Consider the following 23,119-nt stretch of genomic DNA (forward strand, 5'->3'; position numbering starts at 1 on the left):
TCGCTGGCGACCGCCTCATCATCACGACTCCGGCCGGCCGCGAAGAACGCGTACTCCCCAACCATGCCGCCATCCACACCGCCCTCCGCGAACACTTCAGCATCACCTTGCCCGACGATTGACGGGACGCGGGACATCCTGCACCGAGCCGTCGCGCGAGGCATCCGCGCCCCACTCATCCCTTTTGCCTCATCCCTCACCCTGATAGGATCACGGCCGGCCGGAGGGGAGACGCATGGCGATCACAACGCGGCAAGTAGTGCGGGAGGTCGAGCTGACCATCCCACGAGAGGGGCTGGCGCGGCTGCTCTCAGTCGTCGCCGGGCTGCTGCTCGTCGCCCACCTGCTCGTCTCGCTCAATCGCTACGTCTTCGGCCTGACCTTCTTCGCGGCCGACAACCTCTACGTCCTGTTCGATATGTGGGAGGAAGTCTCGATCCCGAGTTGGTACTCAGTCGCGCTGTTGCTCGTCGCGGCCGGCGTGCTGACAATCATCGCCAGCGGCACACGCGCGGCCAGCGACCCGTACGCGCGCCACTGGACGGCGCTGGCGGTCATCTTCCTGACGCTGTCGATCGACGACGCCGCCGACGTCCACGGCCACACCTCGTACACCCTGCGTGAGGTGTTCGACACCAGCGGCTTCCTCGCCTACGCCTGGATCATCCCGGCCGCGGCGCTGGTCGCGCTGGTCGGGCTGGCCTACCTGCGCTTCCTCCTGCACCTGCCGTCGCCGGTGCGCCGCCAATTCGTTATCGCCGCAGCCCTCTTCCTGGCCGGCGCGCTGCTGCTGGCGGCGATCGAGGGGCGCTACGACACCCAGCACGGGGTCGAGAACATGCCCTACCGGCTGATGGTCGGCGTCGAGGAGACGCTCGAGATGGCCGGCATCATCCTCTTCATCTCGACGCTGCTCGGCTATCTGGCGTCGATGGGGAAGGCCGTCCGCTTGCGGGTGCGGCCCGACTGACACGCACCGCTGCCGCGGCCAATAGCGCCAGCCCGAGAGCCCCGCTCAGCAGCGAGATCACGACGAGCCGCCCCTCCCCGTATCGCATCGCCGCGACGTCGAGCGTCACCTCTCCGTCCAGTACGTCCCCGGCCGCGACGACGATCGGCGAGTCGGCGATGTTCCAGAGCGCGTCGCGCAACGTCTCTGGCGAGGCGGCGTACTCGACGACGTAGCGGTCGAACGGCGCCAGCAACGGCAGCAGCGTCACGGCGATTTCGGCGACCGCGACGGCCGCAACACCCGCCACCGCCGCATACCGCCCCGCCCAAGCGCGTTCGACCACCTCGGCGGCCGGCAAGAGGAGCAGCGGCAGCAGCGGCGCCAGGAAGCGCGGTCCCCAGACGCCCCCGCCCCACCAGACGTAGTAGCGGCCATAGAGCAGCAGCGTCCCGGCCAGCATGCCGAGAATCACCAGGGCCGGCCCCGGATGCCGCCGGCCGAACCAGACCGCGCCGGCCAGCGCCAGCATGAGCGGCGCGTCGTACCAGAACACCCCGCGCCCGGGTGAGAGCAGCAGCCCCTCCAGCCCTGTCAGCAGCGGCGTCGTGTAGGCGCTCGCCTCCTCCCCGTAACCGCTGTCGAGCGGGCTGCCGAAGCGCGCCCAGTTGTAGGCGCCGATCCCGGCCAGCCAGAGCGCCACCGGCGCCCCCCAGGCCAGCAACGCCCGCGCCGCGCCGCGGGTCAACCCGCGCTCGCGCTGCCAGACCAGCCAGAGCAGCCACAGCCCCGGCGCGACCAGCGCGACCCCGATCGCGAGCTTCGTCGCCAGCGCCAGGCCGGCCGCGAAGCCGGAGAGCGCCAGCCAGGCAGGGGCCATCCCCGCCGACCTGGCACGCACCAGCCCGTAGACGACCGCCGTCAGGCACAACGCGGTCAGCGGCTCGCTGAGGAACGAGGCCGCGTAGTGGGCCAGCAGCGTGCCGAACGCCAGCAGCCCGGCCAAGACCAGCGCCGTCCGCTGCCGGTAGCCGAGCTCGACCGCCAGCAGGAAGAGCAATGCGACTGTCGCGCCACCGAACAGCGCGTTGACCAGGCTTGTGCCGTAGACCAGCGTCCCGGTCAGCTGGTTGCCATACGGGTCGATGCCGATGTCCAACGGCAGGACGTGCGAGATCAGGTACTCGGCGGCGACATAGGCGGGGAGCGCGACCAGCGACTGGCCGGTGCCGGAATTGGCGGACCGCCCCCCCCCGTCGCCCGGCGCGGGCACCCCGCGCGCCGGCCCCCGCCCTCCCCCCCCGGCGGCGCGGCCCCCGCGCGGGCCCCCCCCGCCCGGCCCAACGGGCGGGGCTACCGCCTGCTGCAGGCGTTCGCGCACCGGCGCCATCGCCTCGCCGTGCTCGATGCGCTGCAGCGCGATCTCGAACACGCGGCGCAGCTGCGCGTCGGTCACGGTGCGCGCGAACAGGTCGAGCAGGTCGCGGCGCAGCGCCTCCAGCGGCGGCTCGCCGGGCACCGGGTGGTGCATCGCCGAGGTCTGTTCGAGCGGCAGGTAGACGCGCTCCATCATCGCGTTGAACAGGTCGGCCTTGTCGGCGAAGTGCCAGTAGATCGCGCCGCGGGTGACGCCGGCGGCCTGCGCGACGTGCTGCAGCGTCGTGCGCGCGACGCCGCGCTCGTGGAACAGCCGCTCGGCGGCGTCGAGGATCGCAGCCCGGGTGGCCTGGGCTTCCTGCTTGGTGCGGCGGGCCATCGGCGCTGCGGTTGGAGGGAGCCGTCAACAAACATACATTCTCGTATGTATAAAATGCACGTCAAGCGCTGGCACGATCTCGTTTGTGCGGCGTCAAGCCGTTGCCCGACCCCCGACTTCCGCCCCCGGCGCCCGCGTTCAGCGCGGGCGCCCGCCGTGTGTGCTCACGACCATCGAGGTCCTCGCCGTGAACCATCCCGTGCCGCCCGTCGCCCCGCGTCGATCTGCGCTGCTGCTGGTGCTGCTGCTGGCCGCCTGTGGCGGTGGCACGTCGGGCGGCCCGCCGGGGGGTGGGGCACCGGCCGCGCCGCCCCCGCCGCCGGTCGGCGTGATCACGGTGCAGCCGCAGTCGGTGCCGCTGACCACCGAGCTGCCCGGGCGCGTCGAGCCGGTGCGCGTGGCGCAGGTGCGTGCACGTGTCACCGGCATCGTGCAGCGTCGCCTGTTCACCGAAGGCAGCGAGGTCAGGGCCGGGCAGCCACTGTTCCAGATCGACCCCGCGCCGTACCAGGCGGCGCTCGACAGCGCCCAGGCCACGCTGGCGCGCGCGCAGGCGGCGCTGGCCCAGGCCAGCGCCACGGCGCAGCGCTACCAGCCGCTGGCGCAGGCCAAGGCGGTCAGCGAGCAGCTGTACGCCGACGCGATGGCGGCGCGCCAGACCGCCGAGGCCGACGTCGCCGCGGCGCGCGCCGCGGTGCAGACGGCGCGCATCAACCTCGACTACGCGCGTGTCACCGCGCCGATCGCCGGACGCATCGGCCGCGCGCTGGTCACCGAGGGCGCGCTGGTCAGCGCCGCCGAGGCGACGCAACTGGCGCTGATCCAGCAGGTGGGCACGGTGTACGTGAACTTCACGCAGTCCAGCGCCGAGCTGCTGCGGCTGCGGCAGGCGCAGGCGGCGGGCCGGCTGCAGCGCCTGTCCGGCGACGCGGTGGCGGTGCGCGTGGTGCTCGACGACGGCAGCGAGCTGCCGCGCCCCGGGCGGCTGCTGTTCAGCGACCTGTCCGTCGACGCGACCTCAGGGCAGGTCACGCTGCGCGCCGAGGTGCCCAACGCCGACGGCCTGCTGCTGCCGGGCCAGTACGTGCGCGTTCGCCTGTCGCAGGCCGCGCTGCCCGACGGCATGCTGGTGCCGCAGCAGGCGGTGACGCGATCGCAGCAGGGCGACACCGTGCTCGTCGTCGGCGACGACAACAAGCCGCAACCGCGCCAGGTGACGGTCGCCGGCGCGCACGACGGTCGCTGGATCGTCACCGCGGGGCTGAAGGCCGGCGACCGCGTCGTCGTCGACGGTTTCCAGAAGATGTTCGTGCCGGGCGCCCCGGTGACGCCGGTGCCGTGGCAGCCGGCGGCGTCGGCTTCGGCGGCGGCGAGCGCCCCGGCCGCGGCGGCCAGCCGCTGAGCGGGAGCGGCGCATGGCCAGCTTCTTCATCGACCGGCCCATCTTCGCGTGGGTCATCGCGCTGTTCGTGATGGTGCTCGGCGGCGTGGCGATCACGCAGCTGCCGGTGTCGCAGTACCCGCCGGTGGCGCCGCCGTCGATCATCGTTTCGGCCACCTACCCGGGCGCGTCGGCGCAGACGCTCGAGGACAGCGTGCTCTCGGTCATCGAGCGCGAGATGAACGGCGCACCGGGGCTGATCTACATGGAGTCGGTGGCGCAGGCCAACGGCAGCGGCAGCATCACGCTGACCTTCGAGTCGGGCACCAACGCCGACCTGGCGCAGGTCGAGGTGCAGAACCGGCTGTCGCGCGCGACGCCGCGGCTGCCCTCGGTGGTGACGCAGCAGGGGGTGCGCGTCGACAAGGCGCGCGCGAACTTCCTGCTGTTCACGATCCTCAGTTCGAGCGACCCCGCGTGGAACCCGGTGCGCCTGGGCGACTACGCGTCGCGCAACGTGCTGCCTGAGCTGCAGCGCGTGCCCGGCGTCGGGCAGGCCCAGCTGTTCGGCACCGAGCAGGCGATGCGCATCTGGATCGACCCGGCGCGCCTGCTCGGCTTCGGCCTGTCGAGCGCCGACGTGGTCGCGGCGATCCGCGCGCAGAACGCGCAGGTCTCGGCGGGCAGCATCGGCGAGCTGCCCAACGTCGCCGGGCAGGCGATCACCGCGACGGTGGTCGTCGACGGGCAGCTCGCCAGCGTCGAGCAGTTCGGCAACGTGCTGCTGCGCGCCAACGCCGACGGCTCGAGCGTGCGGCTGAAGGACGTCGCGCGCGTCGAGCTCGGCGCGCAGTTCTACGCCACCACCGCGCGCCTGAACGGCCAGCCGTCGACCGGCATCGGCGTGCAGCTGTCGCCCACCGGCAATGCGCTGGCCACCGCCGACGCGGTCCGCGCGAAGATGGACGAACTGCAGCGCTACTTCCCGCCGGGCATGACGTACGCGATCCCGTACGACAGCTCGCGTTTCGTGCGCATCTCGATCAGTCAGGTGGCGATCACGCTGCTCGAGGCCGTGGGGCTGGTGTTCCTGGTGATGCTGCTGTTCCTGCAGAAGATCCGCTACACGATCATCCCGACGATCGTCGTGCCGGTGGCGCTGCTGGGCACCTTCGCGGTGCTGCTGGCGCTGGGCTTCTCGATCAACGTGCTGACGATGTTCGGCATGGTGCTGGTGATCGGCATCGTCGTCGACGACGCCATCGTCGTCGTCGAGAACGTCGAGCGCATCATGAACGAGGAGGGCCTGCCGCCGCGCGAGGCCACGCGCAAGGCGATGGGGCAGATCCAGGGCGCGATCATCGGCATCACCGTGGTGCTGATCTCGGTGTTCGTGCCGCTGGCCTTCTTCGCCGGCTCGGTGGGCAACATCTACCGCCAGTTCGCCGCGGTGATGGTGGCCTCGATCTCGTTCTCGGCGTTCATGGCGCTGTCGCTGACGCCGGCGCTGTGCGCGACGCTGCTCAAGCCGGTCGACCCCTCGCACGCGCACGCCACGCGCGCGCCGTTCGGCTGGTTCAACCGCGGCTTCCGCCGCACCGCCGGCGGCTACGGGGCGCTGGTCGAACGCATCCTGCCGCGCGCCGGGCGCATGCTGGTGATCTATGCGGTCATCGTCGGCGTGCTCGGCTGGGTCTACCTGCGCCTGCCCAACGCCTTCCTGCCGGCCGAGGACCAGGGCAACCTGATCGTCAGCGTGCAGCTGCCGCCGGGCGCGACGCAGGAGCGCACGCGCGTGGCGATGGAGCAGGTCGAGGCCTTCATGCTCGAGCAGCCCGAGGTGCAGAGCATGGTCGGCGTGCTCGGCTTCAGCTTCTCGGGGCAAGGGCAGAACGCGGCGCTCGCCTTCGTCACGCTGAAGGACTGGGCCGAGCGCGCCGATCCCGCGAACTCGGCGCAGGCGCTGGCCGGCCGCGCCTTCGGCGCGCTGATGGGCGTGCGCGACGCGTTCATCTTCCCGTTGAGCCCACCGCCGATCCCCGAGCTGGGCACCGCGTCGGGCTTCAACTTCCGGCTGCAGGACCGCGGCGGTCTCGGCCACGACGCGCTGGTGGGGGCGCGCAACCAGCTGCTGGGCATGGCGTCGCAGAGCCCGGTGCTGACGCAGGTGCGCCCCGACGGCCTCGAGGACGCGCCGCAGCTGCAGATCGACGTCGACCGCGACAAGGCCGCCGCGCTGGGCGTGGGATTCGACGCGGTCAACGCGACGATCGCCACCGCGCTCGGCTCGGCCTACGTCAACGACTTCCCGAACCGCGGCCGGCTGCAGCGCGTCGTCGTGCAGGCCGACGCGCCGGCGCGCATGCAGCCCGAGGACCTGCTGCGTCTGAACGCGGTCAACGCGCGCGGCCAGCCGGTGCCACTGTCGGCGTTCGCGACCACGCGCTGGGTCACCGGCGCGATGCAGACGGTGCGCTACAACGGCTACCCGGCGATGCGCATCGGCGGCAGCGCCGCGCCGGGCTACAGCACCGGCGACGCGATGGCCGAGATGGAGCGGCTGGCCGCGCAGCTGCCGCCGGGCTTCGGCTACGAGTGGACCGGCATCAGCCGCGAGGAGAAGATCGCCGGTGCGCAGGCCTTCGTGCTGTACGGCTTCGCGATCCTGGCGGTGTTCCTGTGCCTGGCCGCGCTGTACGAGAGCTGGGCCATTCCGCTGGCGGTGATCCTGGTGGTGCCGCTGGGCGTGCTCGGCGTGGTGCTCGCGACACTGGGCCGCGGCCTGGCCAACGACGTGTACTTCCAGGTCGGGCTGGTGACGATCATCGGGCTGTCGGCAAAGAACGCGATCCTGATCATCGAGTTCGCGAAGGACCTGCAGGCGCAGGGCAAGAGCGCGCTCGAGGCGGCGCTGGCCGCGGCGAAGCTGCGATTCCGCCCGATCGTGATGACCTCGATGGCGTTCACGCTGGGCGTGCTGCCGCTGTTCCTGGCCACCGGCGCGGGATCGGCGAGCCAGCGCGCGATCGGCACCGGCGTCGTCGGCGGCATGATCAGCGGCACGCTGCTGGCCGTGATCTTCGTGCCGGTGTTCTTCGTGGTCGTGCGACGGCTGTTCAAGCCCAGCGAGCGGCAGCTGCGCGCGTACCGCCACGAAAGCGAGAACCTCAACCTGCACGCGCCGCGGGAGGACCGATGATCAGACCCGCCCGAAGCGAGCGCGGTGCGGCCGTTGCGCGGTCGCGGACCGCGCTGGCCGGCGCGCTGGCGCTGGTGCTGGCCGGCTGTGCGCTGGCACCGGCCTACGAGCGCCCGAGCCCACCGGTGGCCGCGGCGTTCCCCGATCCGGCGCCGCCGGCCGCACCGGCGGCCACCCCCGCCGCCGAGATCGCCTGGCAGGACTACCTGCACGATGCGCGCACGCGCGCGCTGGTCCAGCTGGCGCTGGAGAACAACCGCGACCTGCGCGTCGCGGTGCTCAACGTCGAGCGCGCGCGTGCGCTGTTGGGCGTGCAGCAGGCCGACCGCCTGCCCAGCGTCGGCGTCGGTGGCACGGTCGACCGCAGCGCCGACGCGAGCCGCTACACCGTCGGCTTCGCGCTCGCCAGCTTCGAGCTCGACCTGTTCGGCCGCGTGCGCAGCCTCACCGACGCCGCCGCGTCGCGGCTGCTGGCCAGCGACGAGGGCCGCCGCGCGGCGCAGCTGAGCCTGGTCGCGGGGGTCGCGTCGGCCGAACTCGCGCTGCGCGCCGACGACGAGCTGCTCGCCGTCACCGAGGCGGTGCTCGCGTCGCGCGAGGCGTCGCTGTCGCTGGTGCGCACGCGTTTCGACGGTGGCGTCGCCGCCGAGCCCGAGCTGCGCGGTGCCGAGTCGCTGGTCGCCGCGGCGCGCGCCAACCTGCAGGCGCTGCGGCGCCAGCGCGCACAGGACCTCAACGCGCTGGTGCTGCTCGTCGGCCGGCCGCTGCCCGACGATCTGCCGGCGCCGCGGTCGCTGGCCGAGCACCGCTTTGCCGACCTGCCGGCCGGGCTGCCGTCGCAGGTGCTGCTGCAGCGCCCCGACGTGCGCGCCGCCGAGCAGCAGCTGATCGCCGCGCACGCCGACATCGGTGCCGCGCGCGCGGCCTTCTTCCCGCGCATCACGCTCACCGGCAGCGTCGGCACCGCGAGCACCGAGCTGTCGGGGCTGTTCGGCAACACCGCATGGAGCTTCGGCGGGCAACTGCTGCAGCCGCTGTTCGACGCCGGGCGCAACGAGGCGACCCTGGCGGCGACGCGGGCCGCGCGCGAGATCGCGCTGGCGCAGTACGACAGCGCGATCCAGACCGCGTTCCGCGAGGTCGCCGACGCGCTGGCCGCGCGCGCGACGCTGGGCGCGCAGCGCGAGGCGCTGCAGGATCAGGCGCGCGCCGAGGCGCAGCGCCTGGCGCTGACCGAGATGCTGCTGTCGCACGGCGCGGCCAGCGCGCTCGAGCGGCTCGACGCCGAGCGCGCGACGCTGGCGGCGCGGCAGGCGGTGGTGCAGGCGCTGCTGGCCGAGCGGCAGAACGCACTGCTGCTGTACCGCGTGCTCGGCGGCGGGGCACTCGCGCCGCTGCCGGCGCCGTCGCCGCGCTGAACGCGCGCCGCGCACGCCGCGGCTGAGGTTCGCCCGGTGCGGTGTGGCGGGCAGCCGGGGCATCGACGGCTTCCGGGGGCGTGGTGACGCCGCATCGTGCGCAGCCGCGCGCGGCCACTGCGCGACGCACCGCGGGCCGGCCGTGCCGCAGAGTCCGGGCAGGCCCGACAATCGCGCACTTCGTCCCACCGCTGCCCATGAGCAAGACGCACATCCACCGGGTCGACGTGCACTTCGGCGACTGCGACCCCGCCGGCATCGTGTTCTTCCCGAACTTCTCGCGCTGGATGGACGAGGCGTCGCTGGCGTTCTTCATGGCCTGCGGCGTGCCGCCGTGGCGCGAGCTGAACAAGACGCGTGGCATCGTCGGCACGCCGCTGCTCGAGATCCACACGCGCTTCTTCAAGCCGGCGACCTACGGCCAGACGATCGAGGTGCACACCTCGATCGAGTCGTGGGCGGCCAAGACCTTCCGTCACCGCCACGTCGTGCGCCGCGGCGCCGACGTGCTGTGCGAGGGCGCCGAGGTGCGCGCCTTCGTGATGCGCGACCCCGACGACGCGGACCGCATCCGCGCGATCCCGATCCCCGAAGACATCAAGGCGCTGTGCACCTGAGCGCCCCCGCGCCCGGTCCGCGCCCCGGGCGGCTCAGGCACGACGTGGTCCGGTTGCCCGGGCTGCGTCGGCACGGCCGCGGCCGCGCCGCGCGACGCTACGCCGCCCGGCGTGCACGCGCGGCCAGCGCCTGCGTCACGGCGGCCTCCAGCGTGGCCACCGTGCGCTCGACGTGCTGCAGCTTGTCCAGGCCGAACAATCCGATGCGGAAGCTGCGGAAGTCGGGCCCCTCGTCGCATTGCAGCGGCACGCCCGAGGCGGTCTGCAGGCCCAGCGCCGCGAAGGCCTGCGCGCTGGCGAAGCCCAGGTCGTCGGTGTAGCTGACGACCACGCCCGGCGCCTGGAAACCCGGCGCAGCGACGCTGGGCAGCCCGCGGTTCTCGAGCACCGTGCGCACGCGCTGGCCCAGCGTGGCCTGCTGGCGGCGCAGCGTCTCGAAGCCGATCGCGCGCGTCTCGTGCATCACGTCGCGCGTGCGCGCCAGCGCGTCGGTGGGCATCGTCGTGTGGTAAGCGTGGCTGCCGGACTTGTAGGTGTCCATGATCTGCAACCACTTCTTCAGGTCGCACGCGAAGCTGGTGCTGGTGGTGCCGTCGATCGCGGCGCGCGCGCGTTCGGACAGCATCACGAAGGCGCAGCCGGGCGAGCCGGTCCAGCCCTTCTGCGGGGCGCTGACCAGCACGTCGACGCCGGTGGCGCGCAAGTCGACCCACATCGCGCCCGAGGCGATGCAGTCGAGCACGAACAGCCCGCCCGCGGCGTGCACCGCGTCGGCGACGGCGCGCAGGTAGTCGTCGGGCAGGATCATGCCGGCCGCGGTCTCGACGTGCGGCGCGAACACCAGCGCCGGGCGCTCGCGCGCGATCGTCGCGACGACCTCGTCGACGGGCGCCGGCGCCCACGGCGCCCGCGCACCGGGCTCGACGCGGCGCGCCTTGAGCACGATCTCCTGCGACGGGATCGCCCCCATCTCGAAGATCTGCGTCCAGCGGTAGCTGAACCAGCCGTTGCGGATCACCAGGCACTTGCGGCCGGTGGCGAACTGGCGCGCCACCGCCTCCATGCCGAACGTGCCGCTGCCGGGCACCACGGCGCAGGCGTGCGCACCGTAGACCTGCTCGAGCACCTCGGCGATGTCGCGCATCACGCCGCCGAAGCGGCGCGACATGTGGTTCAGCGCGCGGTCGGTGTAGACGACCGAATACTCGAGCAGTCCGTCGGGGTCGACGTCGGGCAGCAGGCCGGGCATGGGGATCTCCGCAGGATGCGGGCGGTGCGCGCGCTGGCGCAGCCGCCGCGTGGGTTGACGCTCAGGTTAGCACCGTCGCGCCGGACCTTCCGCGGGTCGGGGCATCGCTTCAGGGGGGCTCGCCGAGCCGCGCGGCGCCGTGCACCTGTCGCGGCGCCGGCGGGCCGCGCGAGCCCTGCGCACCGGGGCACTACACCCGCTTCATCAGGCGCAGCATCTTGTGCGCCAGCGGGCGGTACGGCGGCAGGAACAGCGACATCGCGTTGAGCTTGGCCTGCCAGACCACCGGCTTGAGCTTGCTGAAGGTCTCGAAGCCCCAGCGCCCGTGGTAGTGGCCCATGCCCGAGTGGCCGACGCCGCCGAACGGCAGTTCGTACTGTGCGACGTGCAGCAGCGTGTCGTTGACGGTGACGCCGCCGGCATGCGTGCGCTCGAGCGCACGGCGCGTGCGTGCGCGGTCGTCGTCGAACCAGTACAGCGCCAGCGGGCGCGGCCCGGCGTTGACGTGGGCGATGGCCTCGTCGACCTCGTCGTACGCCAGCACCGGCAGCACCGGGCCGAAGATCTCGTCGGTCATCAGCGCGTTGTCGGCCGGTGCGCCGTGCAGCAGCACCGGCGCCAGCCGGTGGCCGGCGTCGTCGCGTGCGGCGCCGGCGAACAGGACGTCGGCGCGTGCGCCGCGCGCCAGCGCGTCGTCGAGCCCCTGCGTCAGCCGCCGGTACTGGCGCATGTCGACGACGCTGCAGTAGTGCGCGTCGGCCAGCCCCTGCGGGTACAGGCGTTGCGCCGTCTCGCGCGCGGCGGCGACGAACGGCTCGACCGCCTCGCGCGGCAGCAGCACGTAGTCGGGGGCGATGCAGGTCTGGCCCGCGTTGAGCAGCTTGCCCACCAGGATGCGTTCGGCGGCCTTGGCCAGCGGGTAGCCCGGCGCGACGACGGTGGGCGACTTGCCGCCCAGTTCCAGCGTCACCGGCGTCAGGTTCTGCGCGGCCGCGGCCATCACCTTGCGCCCGACCGCGGTCGAGCCGGTGAACAGCAGGTGGTCGAAGGGCAGCGCGGCGAACTGCGCCGCCACGTCGGCCGCGCCGGTGACCACGTCGACCTCGTCCGGCGCGTAGGCCTGCGCGCACAGCGCCGCGAACAGTTCGGAGAAGCGCGGGGTGTACTCGCTCATCTTCACCATCACGCGGTTGCCGGCGGCGATCGCCGCGACCATCGGCGCGACCGCGAGGAACAGCGGGTAGTTCCACGGCACGATGATGCCGACCACGCCCAGCGGTTGCGGCAGCACCTGCGCGCCGGCGGGCAGGAACCACTTGGCCACCGGGGCGCGCTGCGGTTTCATCCAGCCGCGGCCCTCGCGCAGCGCGACCTTGACCTCCTCGAGGCTGGGCCACAGCTCGGCCAGGTCGGTCTCGAAGCGCGGGCGGCCGGCGAAGTCGGCGTCGATCGCCTTCGCGAACTCGGCCTCGTGGCGTGCCACCATGCGCTGCAGCTTGCGCAGGCGCTGCGCGCGCGTCGGCCAGTCGGGGTAGGGCTCGACGGTGAACGCGCTGCGCTGGGCCTCGAAGCGCTGGACCAAGCCGGTGGGGGCATCGACGATGTTCATGCGCGCATCGTAGTCGGCGCCGGGGCGCCGGATTGGAGCCACCGCTCCAGTCCGGCGGCAGCGCCGCGCGCCTTCGGGGGGCCGTGCGGCCGGGCCGGTAGCGTGGGCAGAGGGCCGCGCATCCGGGCAAGTCCCGATCGAACTGCCTTGCGTCAAGACGCCCGTGCCGAATATCATCTACCGACCGTTTGGTCGAATCAATTCGAAACACGACGGCGTGCGATGAGCCCGCACCCGGATGTGTCCGGTCGCGCTCGCCGCGAGACCTGTGACCGCCCCCTGCACCCCCTCCGAGGAGCCGATGCCCCCGCCCAGCCCGCAGCAGATCGCCGACCGCGTGCGCGAAGGCATGCTGGCCAACGACCGCGCGACGAAGGCGCTCGGCATGGAGGTGCTCGAGGTCGGCCCCGGCCGCGCGGTGCTGCGCATGACGGTGCGCGACGACATGCTCAACGGGCACGACATCTGCCACGGCGGGCTGATCGCCACGCTGGCCGACTCGTCGTTCGCCTACGCCTGCAACTCGTACGACGAGCTGACGGTCGCTTCGGGCTTCGCGATCGACCTGCTCGCCCCCGGGCGCCCGGGCGACGTGCTGACCGCCACCTGCGTGGAGGTCTCGCGCAGCGGGCGCACCGGGCTGTACGACGCCGAGGTGCGCAACCAGCGCGGCGAGCGCGTCGCGATGTTCCGCGGCCGCTCGTACACCGCGAAGGGTCGTCCTGCCGTCCCCGCGGCGCGCTGAGCGCGATCGCCCACCACCGAGGAGAGCCGCCGATGCCCGTCAAGCAGCCCGCCCCCGGCGACCTCGAGCCGATCGAGACCGCCAGCCGCGACGAACTGCAGGCCGTGCAGTTGCAGCGCCTGCAGCGCACGCTGCAGCGCGCCTACGAGAACGTGCCGCACTACAAGGCCGCGTTCGACGCGCGGGGCGTGCACCCGTCGGACTGCAAGTCGCTCGCCGACCTGGCGCAGTTCCCGTTCACCACGAAGAAGGACCTGCGCGACCACTACCCGTTCGGCATGTTCGCGGTGCCGCGCGAGCAGGTGGTGCGCGTGCACGCCAGCAGCGGCACCACCGGCAAGCCCACGGTCGTGGGTTACACGCAGCGCGACATCGACACCTGGGCCGACCTGGTCGCGCGCTCGATCCGCGCCAGCGGCGGGCGACGGGGCGACATCGTCCATGTCGCGTACGGCTACGGGCTGTTCACCGGCGGGCTGGGCGCACACTACGGCGCCGAGCGGCTGGGCTGCACCGTGATCCCGATGTCCGGCGGCCAGACCGAGAAGCAGGTGCAGCTGATCGCCGACTTCCGCCCCGACATCATCATGGTCACGCCCAGCTACATGCAGGTGATCATCGAGGAGATGGAGCGCCAGGGCCTCGACCCGCGCGCGTCGTCGCTCAAGGTCGGCATTTTCGGCGCCGAGCCCTGGACCGAGGCGATGCGCCACGACATCGAGGTGCGCGCGGGCATCGACGCGGTCGACATCTACGGTCTGTCCGAGGTCATGGGCCCGGGCGTGGCCAACGAGTGCATCGAGGCCAAGGACGGCCCGGTGATCTGGGAGGACCACTTCTACCCCGAGATCATCGACCCCGACACCGGCCGCGTGCTGAGCGACGGCGAGGAGGGCGAGCTCGTCTTCACGACGCTGACCAAGGAGGCGCTGCCGGTGATCCGCTACCGCACGCGCGACCTCACGCGGCTGCTGCCGCCGACCGCGCGCAGCATGCGTCGCATGGGCAAGATCGTCGGGCGCAGCGACGACATGCTGATCATCCGCGGCGTCAACGTGTTCCCGACGCAGATCGAGGAACTGGTGCTGCAGCACGGCGCGCTGTCGGGGCAGTACCAGCTCGTCGTCACCCGCTCCGGCCTGCTCGACGAGCTGCAGGTGCTCGTCGAGCTGCTGCCGCAGCACCTGAACGCCGAGCGCGACGCGATCGGCCGCGAACTGCAGCACCGCATCAAGACGCTGATCGGCGTGACCGCCACCGTCAGCGTCGGCGCACCCGACTCGATCGAGCGCACGCTGGTCGGCAAGGCGCGGCGGGTGATCGACAAGAGGCCGAGATGACCCACCCCCGTAGCGCCTTCGGCGCTTCCCGCTCAGGCCATGCAGGGGCCCTGTCGGCCCCCGTGGGGAGCCGCCAGCGGACCGGCAAAGCCGGATCCGCGGCGGCCGCTTGAACCGTCCGCATTGCAGGAGGCTGCATGTACACCCAAGCCATGGATGTCGAAGGTGCCGAGAAGGCCAAGGCGGTCACGACGCTCGAGGAGGCCGAGCTGATGCAGCGCTTCGACGCGCGCATCGACGACGGCGGCTTCATCGAGGCCAAGGACTGGATGCCCGAGCACTACCGCAAGACGCTGGTGCGCCAGATCAGCCAGCACGCGCACAGCGAGATCGTCGGCATGCTGCCCGAGGGCAACTGGATCACGCGCGCCCCCACGCTCAAGCGCAAGGCGATCCTGCTGGCCAAGGTGCAGGACGAGGGCGGCCACGGCCTGTACCTCTACGCCGCCGCCGAGACGCTGGGCACCAGCCGCGACCAGTTGCTCGACGCGCTGCACACCGGCAAGGCCAAGTACAGCAGCATCTTCAACTACCCGACGCTGACCTGGGCCGACGTCGGCGTGATCGGCTGGCTGGTCGACGGCGCGGCGATCATGAACCAGGTGCCACTGTGCCGCTGCTCGTACGCGCCCTATGCGCGCGCGATGATCCGCATCTGCCGCGAGGAGAGCTTCCACCAGCGCCAGGGCTACGACGCGCTGCTCGTGATGATGCAGCAGGGCACCGACGCGCAGAGGGCGATGGTGCAGGACGCCGTGAACCGCTGGTGGTGGCCCAGCCTGATGATGTTCGGCCCACCCGACAGCGAGAGCGTGCACAGCGCGCAGAGCATGCGCTGGGGCATCAAGCGCATCAGCAACGACGACCTGCGGCAGAAGTTCGTCGACGCGACGGTGCAGCAGGCGCAGGTGCTCGGCGTCACGCTGCCCGACCCAGCGCTGAAGTGGAACGAGCAGCGCGGGCACTGGGACTTCGGCGCGATCGACTGGGACGAGTTCTGGCGCGTCGTCGGCGGCGACGGGCCCTGCAACCGCGAGCGCCTGGCCGACCGCGTCAAGGCCTGGGACGACGGCGCCTGGGTGCGCGAGGCGGCGCTGGCGCACGCCGCGAAGCGGGCCGCGCGCGAGCGCCGGGCCGCGTGAGCCGAGGAGGCCGAGATGAGCGAGCAAGCCACACCCAATGAATGGCCGCTGTGGGAAGTCTTCGTGCGCACCCGCGCGGGGCTGGACCACAAGCACTGCGGCAGCCTGCACGCTGCCGACGCACGCCAGGCGATCCAGCTCGCGCGCGACGTGTACACGCGCCGGCAGGAGGGATCGAGCATCTGGGTCGTGAAGAGCGACCAGATCATCGCCAGCGACCCCGGCGACAAGGACATGTTCTTCGACCCGATGGAGGACAAGGTCTACCGCCACCCGACCTTCTACAAGCTGCCGACTGAAGTCGACCACATGTGAGGCACCGGGCATGAGCGCGTCGATCTCGATCCACTGGACCCCCGCGGTGCGCTACCTGCTGCGCCTGGCGGACACCTGCCTGATCTCGGGCCAGCGTCTGGCCGAGTGGTGCGGCCACGCGCCGGTGCTCGAGGAAGACATCGCGCTGACCAACATGGCGCTCGACCTGGTGGGTCAGTCGCGCGCGCTGCTGACGCTGGCCGGCCAGGTCGAGGGCCGTGGCCGCGACCGGGTCTTCGACGAGGACCAACTCGCGTTCCTGCGCGACGAGCGCGACTACCTGAACCCGACGCTGGTCGAGCTGCCGAATGGTACGGGCAAGCCGGGCGACTTCGCGCTGACCATCGTGCGCAGCGCGATGGTGTCGACGTACCTGAAGCTGTGGTGGCAGCGGCTCGCCGATTCGAGCGAACCCGAGCTGGCCGCGATCGCCGGCAAGGCGCTCAAGGAGGCGCGTTACCACCAGCAGCACGCCGGCGACTGGCTCGCGCGGCTGGGCGACGGCACCGACGAGTCGCGCCGGCGCACCGAGGCGGCACTGGCGAAGCTGTGGCCGTACCACGCCGAGTTGTTCGACGCCGACGAGGTCGACGCCGCAGCGCAGGCCAGCGGCCTGGGTCCGAGCGTGGCCGAGCTGAAGGCGCCGTGGCTGGCCGAGGTGCGCGCGCTGCTCGACGAGGCGACGCTGGCGATGCCACCCGACAGCAAGTTCGTCAGCACCGGCCGCCGCGGCGTGCACAGCGAACACATGGGCTACATCCTGGCCGACCTGCAGTACCTGCAGCGCGCCTACCCGGGCGGGGCCTGGTGATGGCGCAGGCGGCGCTCGACCGCGTCGACGCCGCGTGGCGCACGCTCGACGGCGTGCCCGACCCCGAGGTGCCGGCGCTGTCGGTGCGCGACCTCGGCATCGTGCGCGACGTCGTCGACCACGGCGACTCGCTCGAGGTGGTGCTGACGCCGACGTACTCGGGCTGTCCGGCCACCGAGGTCATCGAGAAGAGCGTCGTCGACGCGCTGGTCGCGGCGGGCCTCGGCCCGGTGCGCGCGACGACGCGACGTGCGCCGGCGTGGACCACCGACTGGATCAGCGAGGCCGGGCGGCGCAAGCTGCGCGAGTACGGCATCGCGCCGCCCACCGGCACCGCCGCGGTCGCCGGCGAGGCGCCGATCCGCGTCGTGCGCCGCGACGCCGTGACCGCGCTTGAGTGCCCGCGCTGCGGCAGCACGCACACCGAACGCCTGTCGGCCTTCGGCTCGACCGCGTGCAAGGCGCTGTGGCGCTGTCTCGACTGCCGCGAACCCTTCGAGCACTTCAAGCCGATATGAGCCACCCCCAGAAGCGCCTTTGGCCGCGCCAGCCGGCCGGCGAAGCCGGGTCGGCGGCGGCGGCCTGAGCACCTCGTGGCCTGCGGCGCGGATCGCGTTCAGCCCGGTGGAACCCACGACATGAGCACACCTCTGTTTCATTCCCTCCGCGTCAAGCGCATCGAGCCCGACACGCCCGAGGCGGTGATCGTCACGTTCGAGGTGCCGCCCGACCTGCGCGAGGTGTTCGGCTTCACGCAGGGCCAGTACCTGACGCTGCGCGCCACCGTCGACGGGCAGGACCTGCGGCGCTCGTACTCGATCTGCGCCGGCGTCGACGACGCCGAACTGCGCGTGGGCGTGCGCAAGGTGCGCGGCGGCGTCTTCTCGAACTGGATCAACAGCCAGCTGCGCCCCGGCGACAGCGTGCAGGTGATGGCGCCGCAGGGGCGCTTCTTCGTGCCGATCGAGCCCCACGCGAAGCGCCACCACCTGGGCGTCGCCGGCGGCAGCGGCATCACGCCGATCCTGTCGATCATGAAGACCGTGCTGGCGCGCGAGCCGAAGTCGCGCTTCACGCTGATCTACGGCAACCGGTCGCTGGCCTCGACGATGTTCAAGGAGGAGCTCGAGGACCTGAAGAACGCGTACATGGCGCGGCTGTCGCTGCAGCACGTGTTCTCCGACGAGCCGACCGACGCGCCGATCAGCCACGGCCTTCTCGACCGCGACAAGGTCGGCGAGTTCCTGCGCACGCTGGTGCCGCCGGCCGAGATCGACCACGCTTACGTCTGCGGCCCGTTCCAGATGAACGACGAGGCGCAGGCGGCGCTGCTCGCCGCCGGGGTGCCCGAACAGCGCGTGCACGTCGAGCGCTTCGGCGTCGCCCCCACCGAAGCCGGCCGGGTCGACGCCGTCGTGCACGAGGCGCGGCCCGGCGACGCCGAGCGCTCGCGCGTGGTCATCGTGCGCGACGGACTGAGACGCGAGATCGAGTTCCGGCGCGAGCAGCCGAGCATCCTCGACGCGGCGGCCGCCGCCGGGCTCGAGGTGCCGTTCTCGTGCACCTCGGGCGTGTGCGGTACCTGCCGCGCCAAGCTGATCGAGGGCGAGGTGCGCATGGACCGCAACTTCGCGCTCGACAAGGCCGACCTCGCCGCCGGCTTCGTGCTGACCTGCCAGTCGCACCCGCTGACCGAGCGGGTGGTGCTGAGCTTCGACGAACGCTGATGGCCCGCGGGCGCGCCGCCGGATACGACGACCAGCGCGAGGCGATCCTCGCGCACGCGGCCGAGCTGTTCGCGCACCGCGGCTACGCGGGCACGACGATGAACGACATCGCCGACGCCTGCGGGCTGTCGAAGGCCACGCTGTACCACTACTTCCGCGACAAGCATGCGCTGCTGGTGTCGATCTGCGAGGGCCACGTGCTGACGCTGCGCGCGCTGGCCGACGAGATCGGCGCGCAGCAGCTCGACCCCGAGCCGAAGCTGCGCGCGCTGATCCACCGCATCGTGGCCGCCTACACCGGTGCGCAGCACGCGCACCGCGTGCTCACCGACGACGTGCGCTTCCTCGACGCCGACGACCGCGAGCGCGTGCTGGGCACCGAACGTGCGCTGGTCGCCGCCGTGGCGCGCACGGTGGCGGCGATGCGCCCCGACCTGGCCGACGCCGCGCTGGCCAAGCCGCTGACGATGCTGCTGTTCGGCATGGTCAACTGGATGTTCACCTGGTTCCGCGCCGGCGGCACGCTCGACCACGAGACGTTCGCGCCGATCGTCGCCGACCTGTTCGTCGGCGGGCTGCGGGCCACGCACGCGCCCGCCCCTGAACTTGACGCGTTTCAAGAGATGCGGGCGCTGCGTGCCTGACAATCGCGTGCTTTTCCACCCCCACGTCACAAGGAGACAGACGATGAGATGGATCAAGACCCTGCTGGCCACCGCGGTGGCGGCAGCGAGCTTCGCCGCCGTGGCCGACATCACGGTCGGCGTCACGGTGTCGGCCACCGGGCCGGCGGCGTCGCTGGGCATCCCCGAGAAGAACACGCTCGAGCTGATGCCCAAGGAGATCGGCGGCCAGAAGGTCAACTACATCCTGCTCGACGACGCGTCCGACACCACGACCGCGGTCAACAACACGCGCAAGCTGATCACCGAGCACAAGGTCGACGTGGTCATCGGCTCGACGATCACGCCGGCGTCGCTGGCGATGGTCGACGTCGTCGCCGAGGCGCAGACGCCGATGATCTCGATGGCCGCCTCGGCGCGCATCGTCGAACCGGTCGACGCGAAGAAGCGCTGGGTCTTCAAGACGCCGCAGAACGACATCATGATGGCGCTGGCGATCGCCACGCACATGGCGGCCAATGGCGTCAAGTCGGTGGGCTTCATCGGCTTCGCCGACGCCTACGGCGAAGGCTGGTGGCAGGAGTTCCAGAAGGCCGGGGCGCTGAAGTCGCTGCAGCTGGTGGCCAGCGAGCGCTACAACCGCAACGACACCTCGGTCACCGGCCAGGTGCTCAAGCTCATCGCGGCCAAGCCCGACGCGGTGCTGATCGCCGGCTCGGGCACGCCGGCGGCGCTGCCGCAGAAGGCGCTCAAGGAGCGCGGCTACGCGGGCAAGATCTACCAGACGCACGGCGTGGCGAACAACGACTTCCTGCGCGTCGGCGGCAAGGACGTCGAGGGCACGATCCTGCCGTCGGGCCCGATGCTGGTGGCCGCGCAGCTGCCCGACAGCCACCCGGCGAAGAAGAGCGCGCTCGAGTACGTGACCAAGTACGAGGCGGTGCACGGCAAGGGGTCCGCGTCGACCTTCGGCGGCCACGCCTGGGACGCCGGGCTGCTGATGCAGCGCGCCGCCGCCGAGGCACTGAAGAAGGCGCAGCCCGGCACGCCGGCGTTCCGCAGCGCGCTGCGCGACGCGCTCGAGGGCGTCACCAACCTGCCCGGGGCGCACGGCATCTTCAATATGTCGCCGAACGACCACAACGGCCTCGACCAGCGCGGCAGCGTGATGGTCACGATCCAGAACGGCGCCTGGAAGTACCTCGGCCAGTAAGCGGCCGCTGGCGCATCGCCCGGGCGCCGCCGCGCGCGGCGTCCCGGACGTAATCACCCGAGCGGGGGCTGCGGCCCCCGCGCGACGGATCCCGCATGGACCTTCAGATCGCCCTGCTGCTGGGGCAGGACGGCATCGTCAACGGTGCCATCTACGCATTGCTCGCGCTGACCCTGGTGCTGGTGTTCTCGGTCACGCGCGTGATCTTCATCCCGCAGGGCGAACTGGTCGCCTTCGGGGCGCTGACGCTCGCCGCGATGCAACTGGGCAAGACGCCGCCCACGCTGTGGCTCGCGCTGGCGCTGGGCGCGGTGGCGATCGCCGCCGAGGTCTGGCGCGGCGCGCGCGGGCGCACCGTCGACTGGGGCGGCACGCTGCTGTGGTGCGCGGTGCTGCCGCTGGCTGCGCTGGGCTGGGCGCTGCTCGCGCCGCCGACGTCGATGCCGGCGCAGGTGGCGCTGACGCTGCTGATCTGCACGCCGATCGGCCCGCTTCTGTACCGGCTGGCGTACCGGCCGCTGGCGCACGCGACGGTGCTGATGCTGCTCATCGTCTCGGTGGCGCTGCACGGCGTGATGATGGGGCTGGGGCTGTGGTTCTTCGGCGCCGAGGGCTCGCGCACGCCGGCGTTCTCCGACGCGCGCTTCGACCTGGCCGGGATCCCGTTCACCGGACAGGCGCTGGTGGTGATGGGCGTGACCGCCGCGCTGATGGCGCTGATGTTCCTGTTCTTCGAGCGCTCGATCGTCGGCAAGGCGCTGCGTGCCACCGCGATGAACCGCACCGGCGCGCGGCTGATGGGCATCCCCACCGAGCTGGCCGGCGACCTGAGCTTCGCGCTGGCGGCGCTGATCGGCGCCGTCTCGGGGCTGCTGATCGCGCCGATCACGACGATCTACTTCGACACCGGCTTCCTGATCGGCCTGAAGGGTTTCGTCGCCGCGATCATCGGCGCGCTGGCCAGCTACCCGCTGGCGGTGGCCGGCGCACTGCTCGTCGGGCTGCTCGAGGCGTTCTCGTCGTTCTGGGCCAGCGCGTTCAAGGAAGTCATCGTGTTCACGCTGATCATCCCGGTGCTGTGGTGGCGCTCGCTGCACACGCACCACGTCGAGGAGGACGAATGAGCGCGCGCGCCGCTGCCGCAGGGGTGCGCCGATGAGTCCGCGCGTGCTGTCGGTGGCCTTCGCGCTGGCGGTGTTCGCCGGCTTCGCGACGCTGTCGGACTTCCAGGTCTCGCTGCTGTCGAACATCGGCCAGTACGCGCTGGTGGCCATCGGGCTGGTCATGCTCACCGGCGTGGCCGGGATGACCTCGTTCGGGCAGGCGGCCTTCGTCGGGCTCGGCGCCTACGGCACCGCGCTGGTCGGCACCGCCGGCGCGCAGGCGCTGGGGCTGGGCGGATCGACGCTGCTGCCGTGGCTGGGGCTCGCGGTGGGGCTGGCGCTGACCGCGCTGGTGGCCTGGCTGCTCGGCGTGGTGACGCTGCGCCTGTCGGGCCACTTCCTGCCGCTGGGCACGATCGCCTGGGGCCTGAGCCTGTACTTCGTGTTCGGCAATCTCGACGTGCTCGGCGGCCACACCGGCATGGGCGGCATCCCGTCGATCGAGCTGCCGGGGCTGTCGCTGGCGTCGCCGCGCGCGCTGGGCGTGCTGGTGTGGCTGGTGGTGTTCGCCGCGCTGTGGGCGATGTCCAACCTGCTCGACTCGCGCGAGGGCCGGGCGATCCGCGCGCTCAAGAGCGGTCGCGTGATGGCCGAGTCGATGGGCGTGGATACCGGCCGCTACCGGCTCAAGGTGTTCGTGCTCGCGGCGCTGCTGGCCGGCCTGTCGGGCTGGCTCTACGCGCACCAGCAGCGCTTCCTGAACCCGACGCCGTTCAACCTGAACATCGGCATCGAGTACCTGTTCATGGCCGTGGTCGGCGGCGCCGGCCACCTGTGGGGCGCGCTGCTCGGCGCCGCGCTGCTGACGCTGCTCAAGCAGGAGCTGCAGGACGTGCTGCCGCAGCTGCTGGGCGCCAGCGGCTCGTTCGAGGTGATCGTGTTCGGCCTGCTGATGATGCTGGTGCTGCAGCGCTACGCCGACGGCCTGTGGCCGACGCTGGCGCGGCTGTCGCGGCGCTGGGTTCGCGCCGGCACCGCGGCGCGCGGCGCGGGCGGCGGGGCGCTCGCGCCACGCGCGCTGCCGCAGCGCGGTGACGTGGTGCTGACCGCGCGACAGGTCAGCAAGCGCTTCGGCGGCCTGGTGGCCAACGATCGCGTCGACCTCGACCTGCACGCCGGCGAGGTGCACGCGCTGATCGGCCCGAACGGCGCCGGCAAGAGCACCTTCTTCAACATGATCTCCGGCGTCGACGACCCGACCGAGGGCCAGGTCACGCTGCTGGGCCGCGAGATGGTCAAGCAGCCGTCGCGCGCCTTCGCCGCGCTCGGGCTGGGGCGCACGTTCCAGCACGTGCGGCTGCTGCGCGAGCGCAGCGTGCTCGACAACGTCGCGCTCGGCGCGCACCTGCGCGGACGGCGCGGCTGGCTGGCGGCGATGCTGCGCCTGGACCGCGGCGAGGAGGCCGCGCTGCTCGCCGAGGCGCGCCGACAGATCGAACGCTGCGGGCTGGGCGCGTACGCCGACGAGGCCGCCGGCGCGCTGCCGCTGGGGGCGCAGCGCATCGTCGAGATCGCGCGCGCGCTGGCCGGCGCGCCGGCGGTGCTGCTGCTCGACGAGCCGGCCGCCGGTCTGCGTCACCGCGAGAAGCAGGAACTCGCACAGCTGCTGCGCCAGCTGCGCGAGCAGGGGTTGGCGATCCTCGTCGTCGAACACGACATGGAGTTCGTGATGAACCTTGCCGACCGCGTGACCGTCCTCGACTTCGGCCAGGTCATCGCGCGCGGCACGCCCGCCGAGGTGCAGAGCGATCCGCGCGTGCTCGAGGCGTACCTGGGCAGCGCGGTCGACGACGTGGTCGGCGGCGCGGTGCTGGTGGGGGCGACGACATGAGCGCGCGCCGGGCCGCCCCCAGCGCGCGAAC

19 protein-coding genes and 1 pseudogene are annotated in these 23,119 nt (G+C 72.2%); 16 read left to right on the plus strand and 4 right to left on the minus strand.

Going from position 1 to position 23,119, the window contains the following annotated elements; translation table 11 throughout:
* Positions 1 to 235 precede the first annotated feature (235 nt).
* Positions 236 to 970, plus strand: coding sequence for a hypothetical protein (locus tag PKC53_RS00005; protein ID WP_324424985.1), 735 nt, complete (start codon positions 236 to 238; stop codon positions 968 to 970).
* Here the strand turns inward: PKC53_RS00005 and PKC53_RS00010 are convergent.
* Both PKC53_RS00010 and PKC53_RS00015 read right to left on the minus strand, forming a co-directional pair.
* Entirely contained in the window at positions 900 to 2,480 is a 1,581-nt protein-coding gene (locus PKC53_RS00010) for a phospholipid carrier-dependent glycosyltransferase (RefSeq protein ID WP_324425371.1), read from the minus strand. The genes PKC53_RS00005 and PKC53_RS00010 overlap by 71 nt on opposite strands.
* A gap of 9 nt (positions 2,481 to 2,489) precedes the next feature.
* Positions 2,490 to 2,705, minus strand: a pseudogene (locus tag PKC53_RS00015) (TetR family transcriptional regulator); the annotation flags it as partial.
* A gap of 187 nt (positions 2,706 to 2,892) precedes the next feature.
* Between PKC53_RS00015 and PKC53_RS00020 the strand changes: the two are divergent.
* The 4 genes from PKC53_RS00020 (at position 2,893) to PKC53_RS00035 (ending at position 9,320) form a co-directional block, all read left to right on the plus strand.
* A complete protein-coding gene (locus tag PKC53_RS00020; protein ID WP_324424987.1) occupies positions 2,893 to 4,107 on the plus strand; it encodes an efflux RND transporter periplasmic adaptor subunit in 1,215 nt (404 codons plus the stop codon).
* Between the two features lie 13 nt (positions 4,108 to 4,120).
* A complete protein-coding gene (locus PKC53_RS00025) occupies positions 4,121 to 7,285 on the plus strand; it encodes an efflux RND transporter permease subunit (RefSeq protein WP_324424989.1) in 3,165 nt (1,054 codons plus the stop codon).
* Positions 7,282 to 8,703, plus strand: coding sequence for an efflux transporter outer membrane subunit (locus PKC53_RS00030; protein WP_324424991.1), 1,422 nt, complete (start codon positions 7,282 to 7,284; stop codon positions 8,701 to 8,703). The genes PKC53_RS00025 and PKC53_RS00030 overlap by 4 nt, the downstream gene beginning before the upstream one ends.
* Positions 8,704 to 8,900: 197 nt before the next feature.
* Positions 8,901 to 9,320 carry an acyl-CoA thioesterase gene (locus PKC53_RS00035; RefSeq protein WP_324424994.1) on the plus strand — a complete coding sequence of 140 codons (420 nt, stop codon included), beginning with the start codon at positions 8,901 to 8,903 and terminating at the stop codon, positions 9,318 to 9,320.
* A 97-nt stretch (positions 9,321 to 9,417) separates the two neighbouring features.
* Here the strand turns inward: PKC53_RS00035 and PKC53_RS00040 are convergent, their stop codons facing one another.
* Together PKC53_RS00040 and PKC53_RS00045 are read right to left on the minus strand one after the other, a co-directional pair.
* On the minus strand, positions 9,418 to 10,569 hold the full coding sequence (locus tag PKC53_RS00040; protein ID WP_324424996.1) for an aminotransferase class V-fold PLP-dependent enzyme: 1,152 nt from the start codon (positions 10,567 to 10,569) through the stop codon (positions 9,418 to 9,420).
* 190 nt (positions 10,570 to 10,759) lie between these two features.
* On the minus strand, positions 10,760 to 12,178 hold the full coding sequence (locus PKC53_RS00045; protein ID WP_324424998.1) for a coniferyl aldehyde dehydrogenase: 1,419 nt from the start codon (positions 12,176 to 12,178) through the stop codon (positions 10,760 to 10,762).
* Positions 12,179 to 12,479: 301 nt separating this feature from the next.
* On the opposite strand from PKC53_RS00045, the gene paaI reads away from it, so the two are divergent.
* The 11 genes from paaI (at position 12,480) to PKC53_RS00100 (ending at position 23,088) form a co-directional block, all read left to right on the plus strand.
* The gene (gene paaI / locus PKC53_RS00050; protein WP_324425000.1) at positions 12,480 to 12,923 is read left to right on the plus strand and encodes a hydroxyphenylacetyl-CoA thioesterase PaaI; all 444 of its coding nucleotides are present in this window, start codon (positions 12,480 to 12,482) and stop codon (positions 12,921 to 12,923) included.
* 32 nt (positions 12,924 to 12,955) lie between these two features.
* Positions 12,956 to 14,263 carry a phenylacetate--CoA ligase PaaK gene (paaK, locus tag PKC53_RS00055; protein ID WP_324425002.1) on the plus strand — a complete coding sequence of 436 codons (1,308 nt, stop codon included), beginning with the start codon at positions 12,956 to 12,958 and terminating at the stop codon, positions 14,261 to 14,263.
* Between the two features lie 137 nt (positions 14,264 to 14,400).
* Positions 14,401 to 15,405 (plus strand): 1,2-phenylacetyl-CoA epoxidase subunit PaaA, encoded by a 1,005-nt coding sequence (gene paaA / locus PKC53_RS00060; protein WP_324425004.1) that lies wholly within the window; start codon positions 14,401 to 14,403, stop codon positions 15,403 to 15,405.
* Between the two features lie 15 nt (positions 15,406 to 15,420).
* Positions 15,421 to 15,720 (plus strand): 1,2-phenylacetyl-CoA epoxidase subunit PaaB, encoded by a 300-nt coding sequence (gene paaB / locus PKC53_RS00065; protein ID WP_324425006.1) that lies wholly within the window; start codon positions 15,421 to 15,423, stop codon positions 15,718 to 15,720.
* Between the two features lie 10 nt (positions 15,721 to 15,730).
* On the plus strand, positions 15,731 to 16,531 hold the full coding sequence (gene paaC / locus PKC53_RS00070; RefSeq protein ID WP_324425008.1) for a 1,2-phenylacetyl-CoA epoxidase subunit PaaC: 801 nt from the start codon (positions 15,731 to 15,733) through the stop codon (positions 16,529 to 16,531).
* Positions 16,531 to 17,049, plus strand: coding sequence for a 1,2-phenylacetyl-CoA epoxidase subunit PaaD (gene paaD / locus PKC53_RS00075; protein ID WP_324425010.1), 519 nt, complete (start codon positions 16,531 to 16,533; stop codon positions 17,047 to 17,049). Before paaC ends, paaD begins: the two co-directional genes overlap by 1 nt.
* 120 nt (positions 17,050 to 17,169) lie before the next feature.
* Positions 17,170 to 18,258 (plus strand): 1,2-phenylacetyl-CoA epoxidase subunit PaaE, encoded by a 1,089-nt coding sequence (gene paaE / locus PKC53_RS00080; protein ID WP_324425012.1) that lies wholly within the window; start codon positions 17,170 to 17,172, stop codon positions 18,256 to 18,258.
* Positions 18,258 to 18,902: a TetR/AcrR family transcriptional regulator gene (locus tag PKC53_RS00085; RefSeq protein WP_324425014.1), complete on the plus strand. Its 645-nt coding sequence runs from the start codon at positions 18,258 to 18,260 to the stop codon at positions 18,900 to 18,902. Before paaE ends, PKC53_RS00085 begins: the two co-directional genes overlap by 1 nt.
* A 43-nt stretch (positions 18,903 to 18,945) precedes the next feature.
* Complete coding sequence (locus tag PKC53_RS00090) at positions 18,946 to 20,094, plus strand: ABC transporter substrate-binding protein (protein ID WP_324425016.1); 1,149 nt, start codon at positions 18,946 to 18,948, stop codon at positions 20,092 to 20,094.
* A 95-nt stretch (positions 20,095 to 20,189) separates the two neighbouring features.
* Complete coding sequence (locus PKC53_RS00095) at positions 20,190 to 21,218, plus strand: branched-chain amino acid ABC transporter permease (protein WP_324425018.1); 1,029 nt, start codon at positions 20,190 to 20,192, stop codon at positions 21,216 to 21,218.
* A gap of 31 nt (positions 21,219 to 21,249) precedes the next feature.
* Entirely contained in the window at positions 21,250 to 23,088 is a 1,839-nt protein-coding gene (locus PKC53_RS00100) for a branched-chain amino acid ABC transporter ATP-binding protein/permease (RefSeq protein ID WP_324425020.1), read from the plus strand.
* The last annotated feature ends 31 nt before the right edge of the window (positions 23,089 to 23,119 follow it).

It is taken from the genome of Azohydromonas sp. (assembly GCF_035325925.1).
GTDB lineage: Bacteria > Pseudomonadota > Gammaproteobacteria > Burkholderiales > Burkholderiaceae_C > Calidifontimicrobium.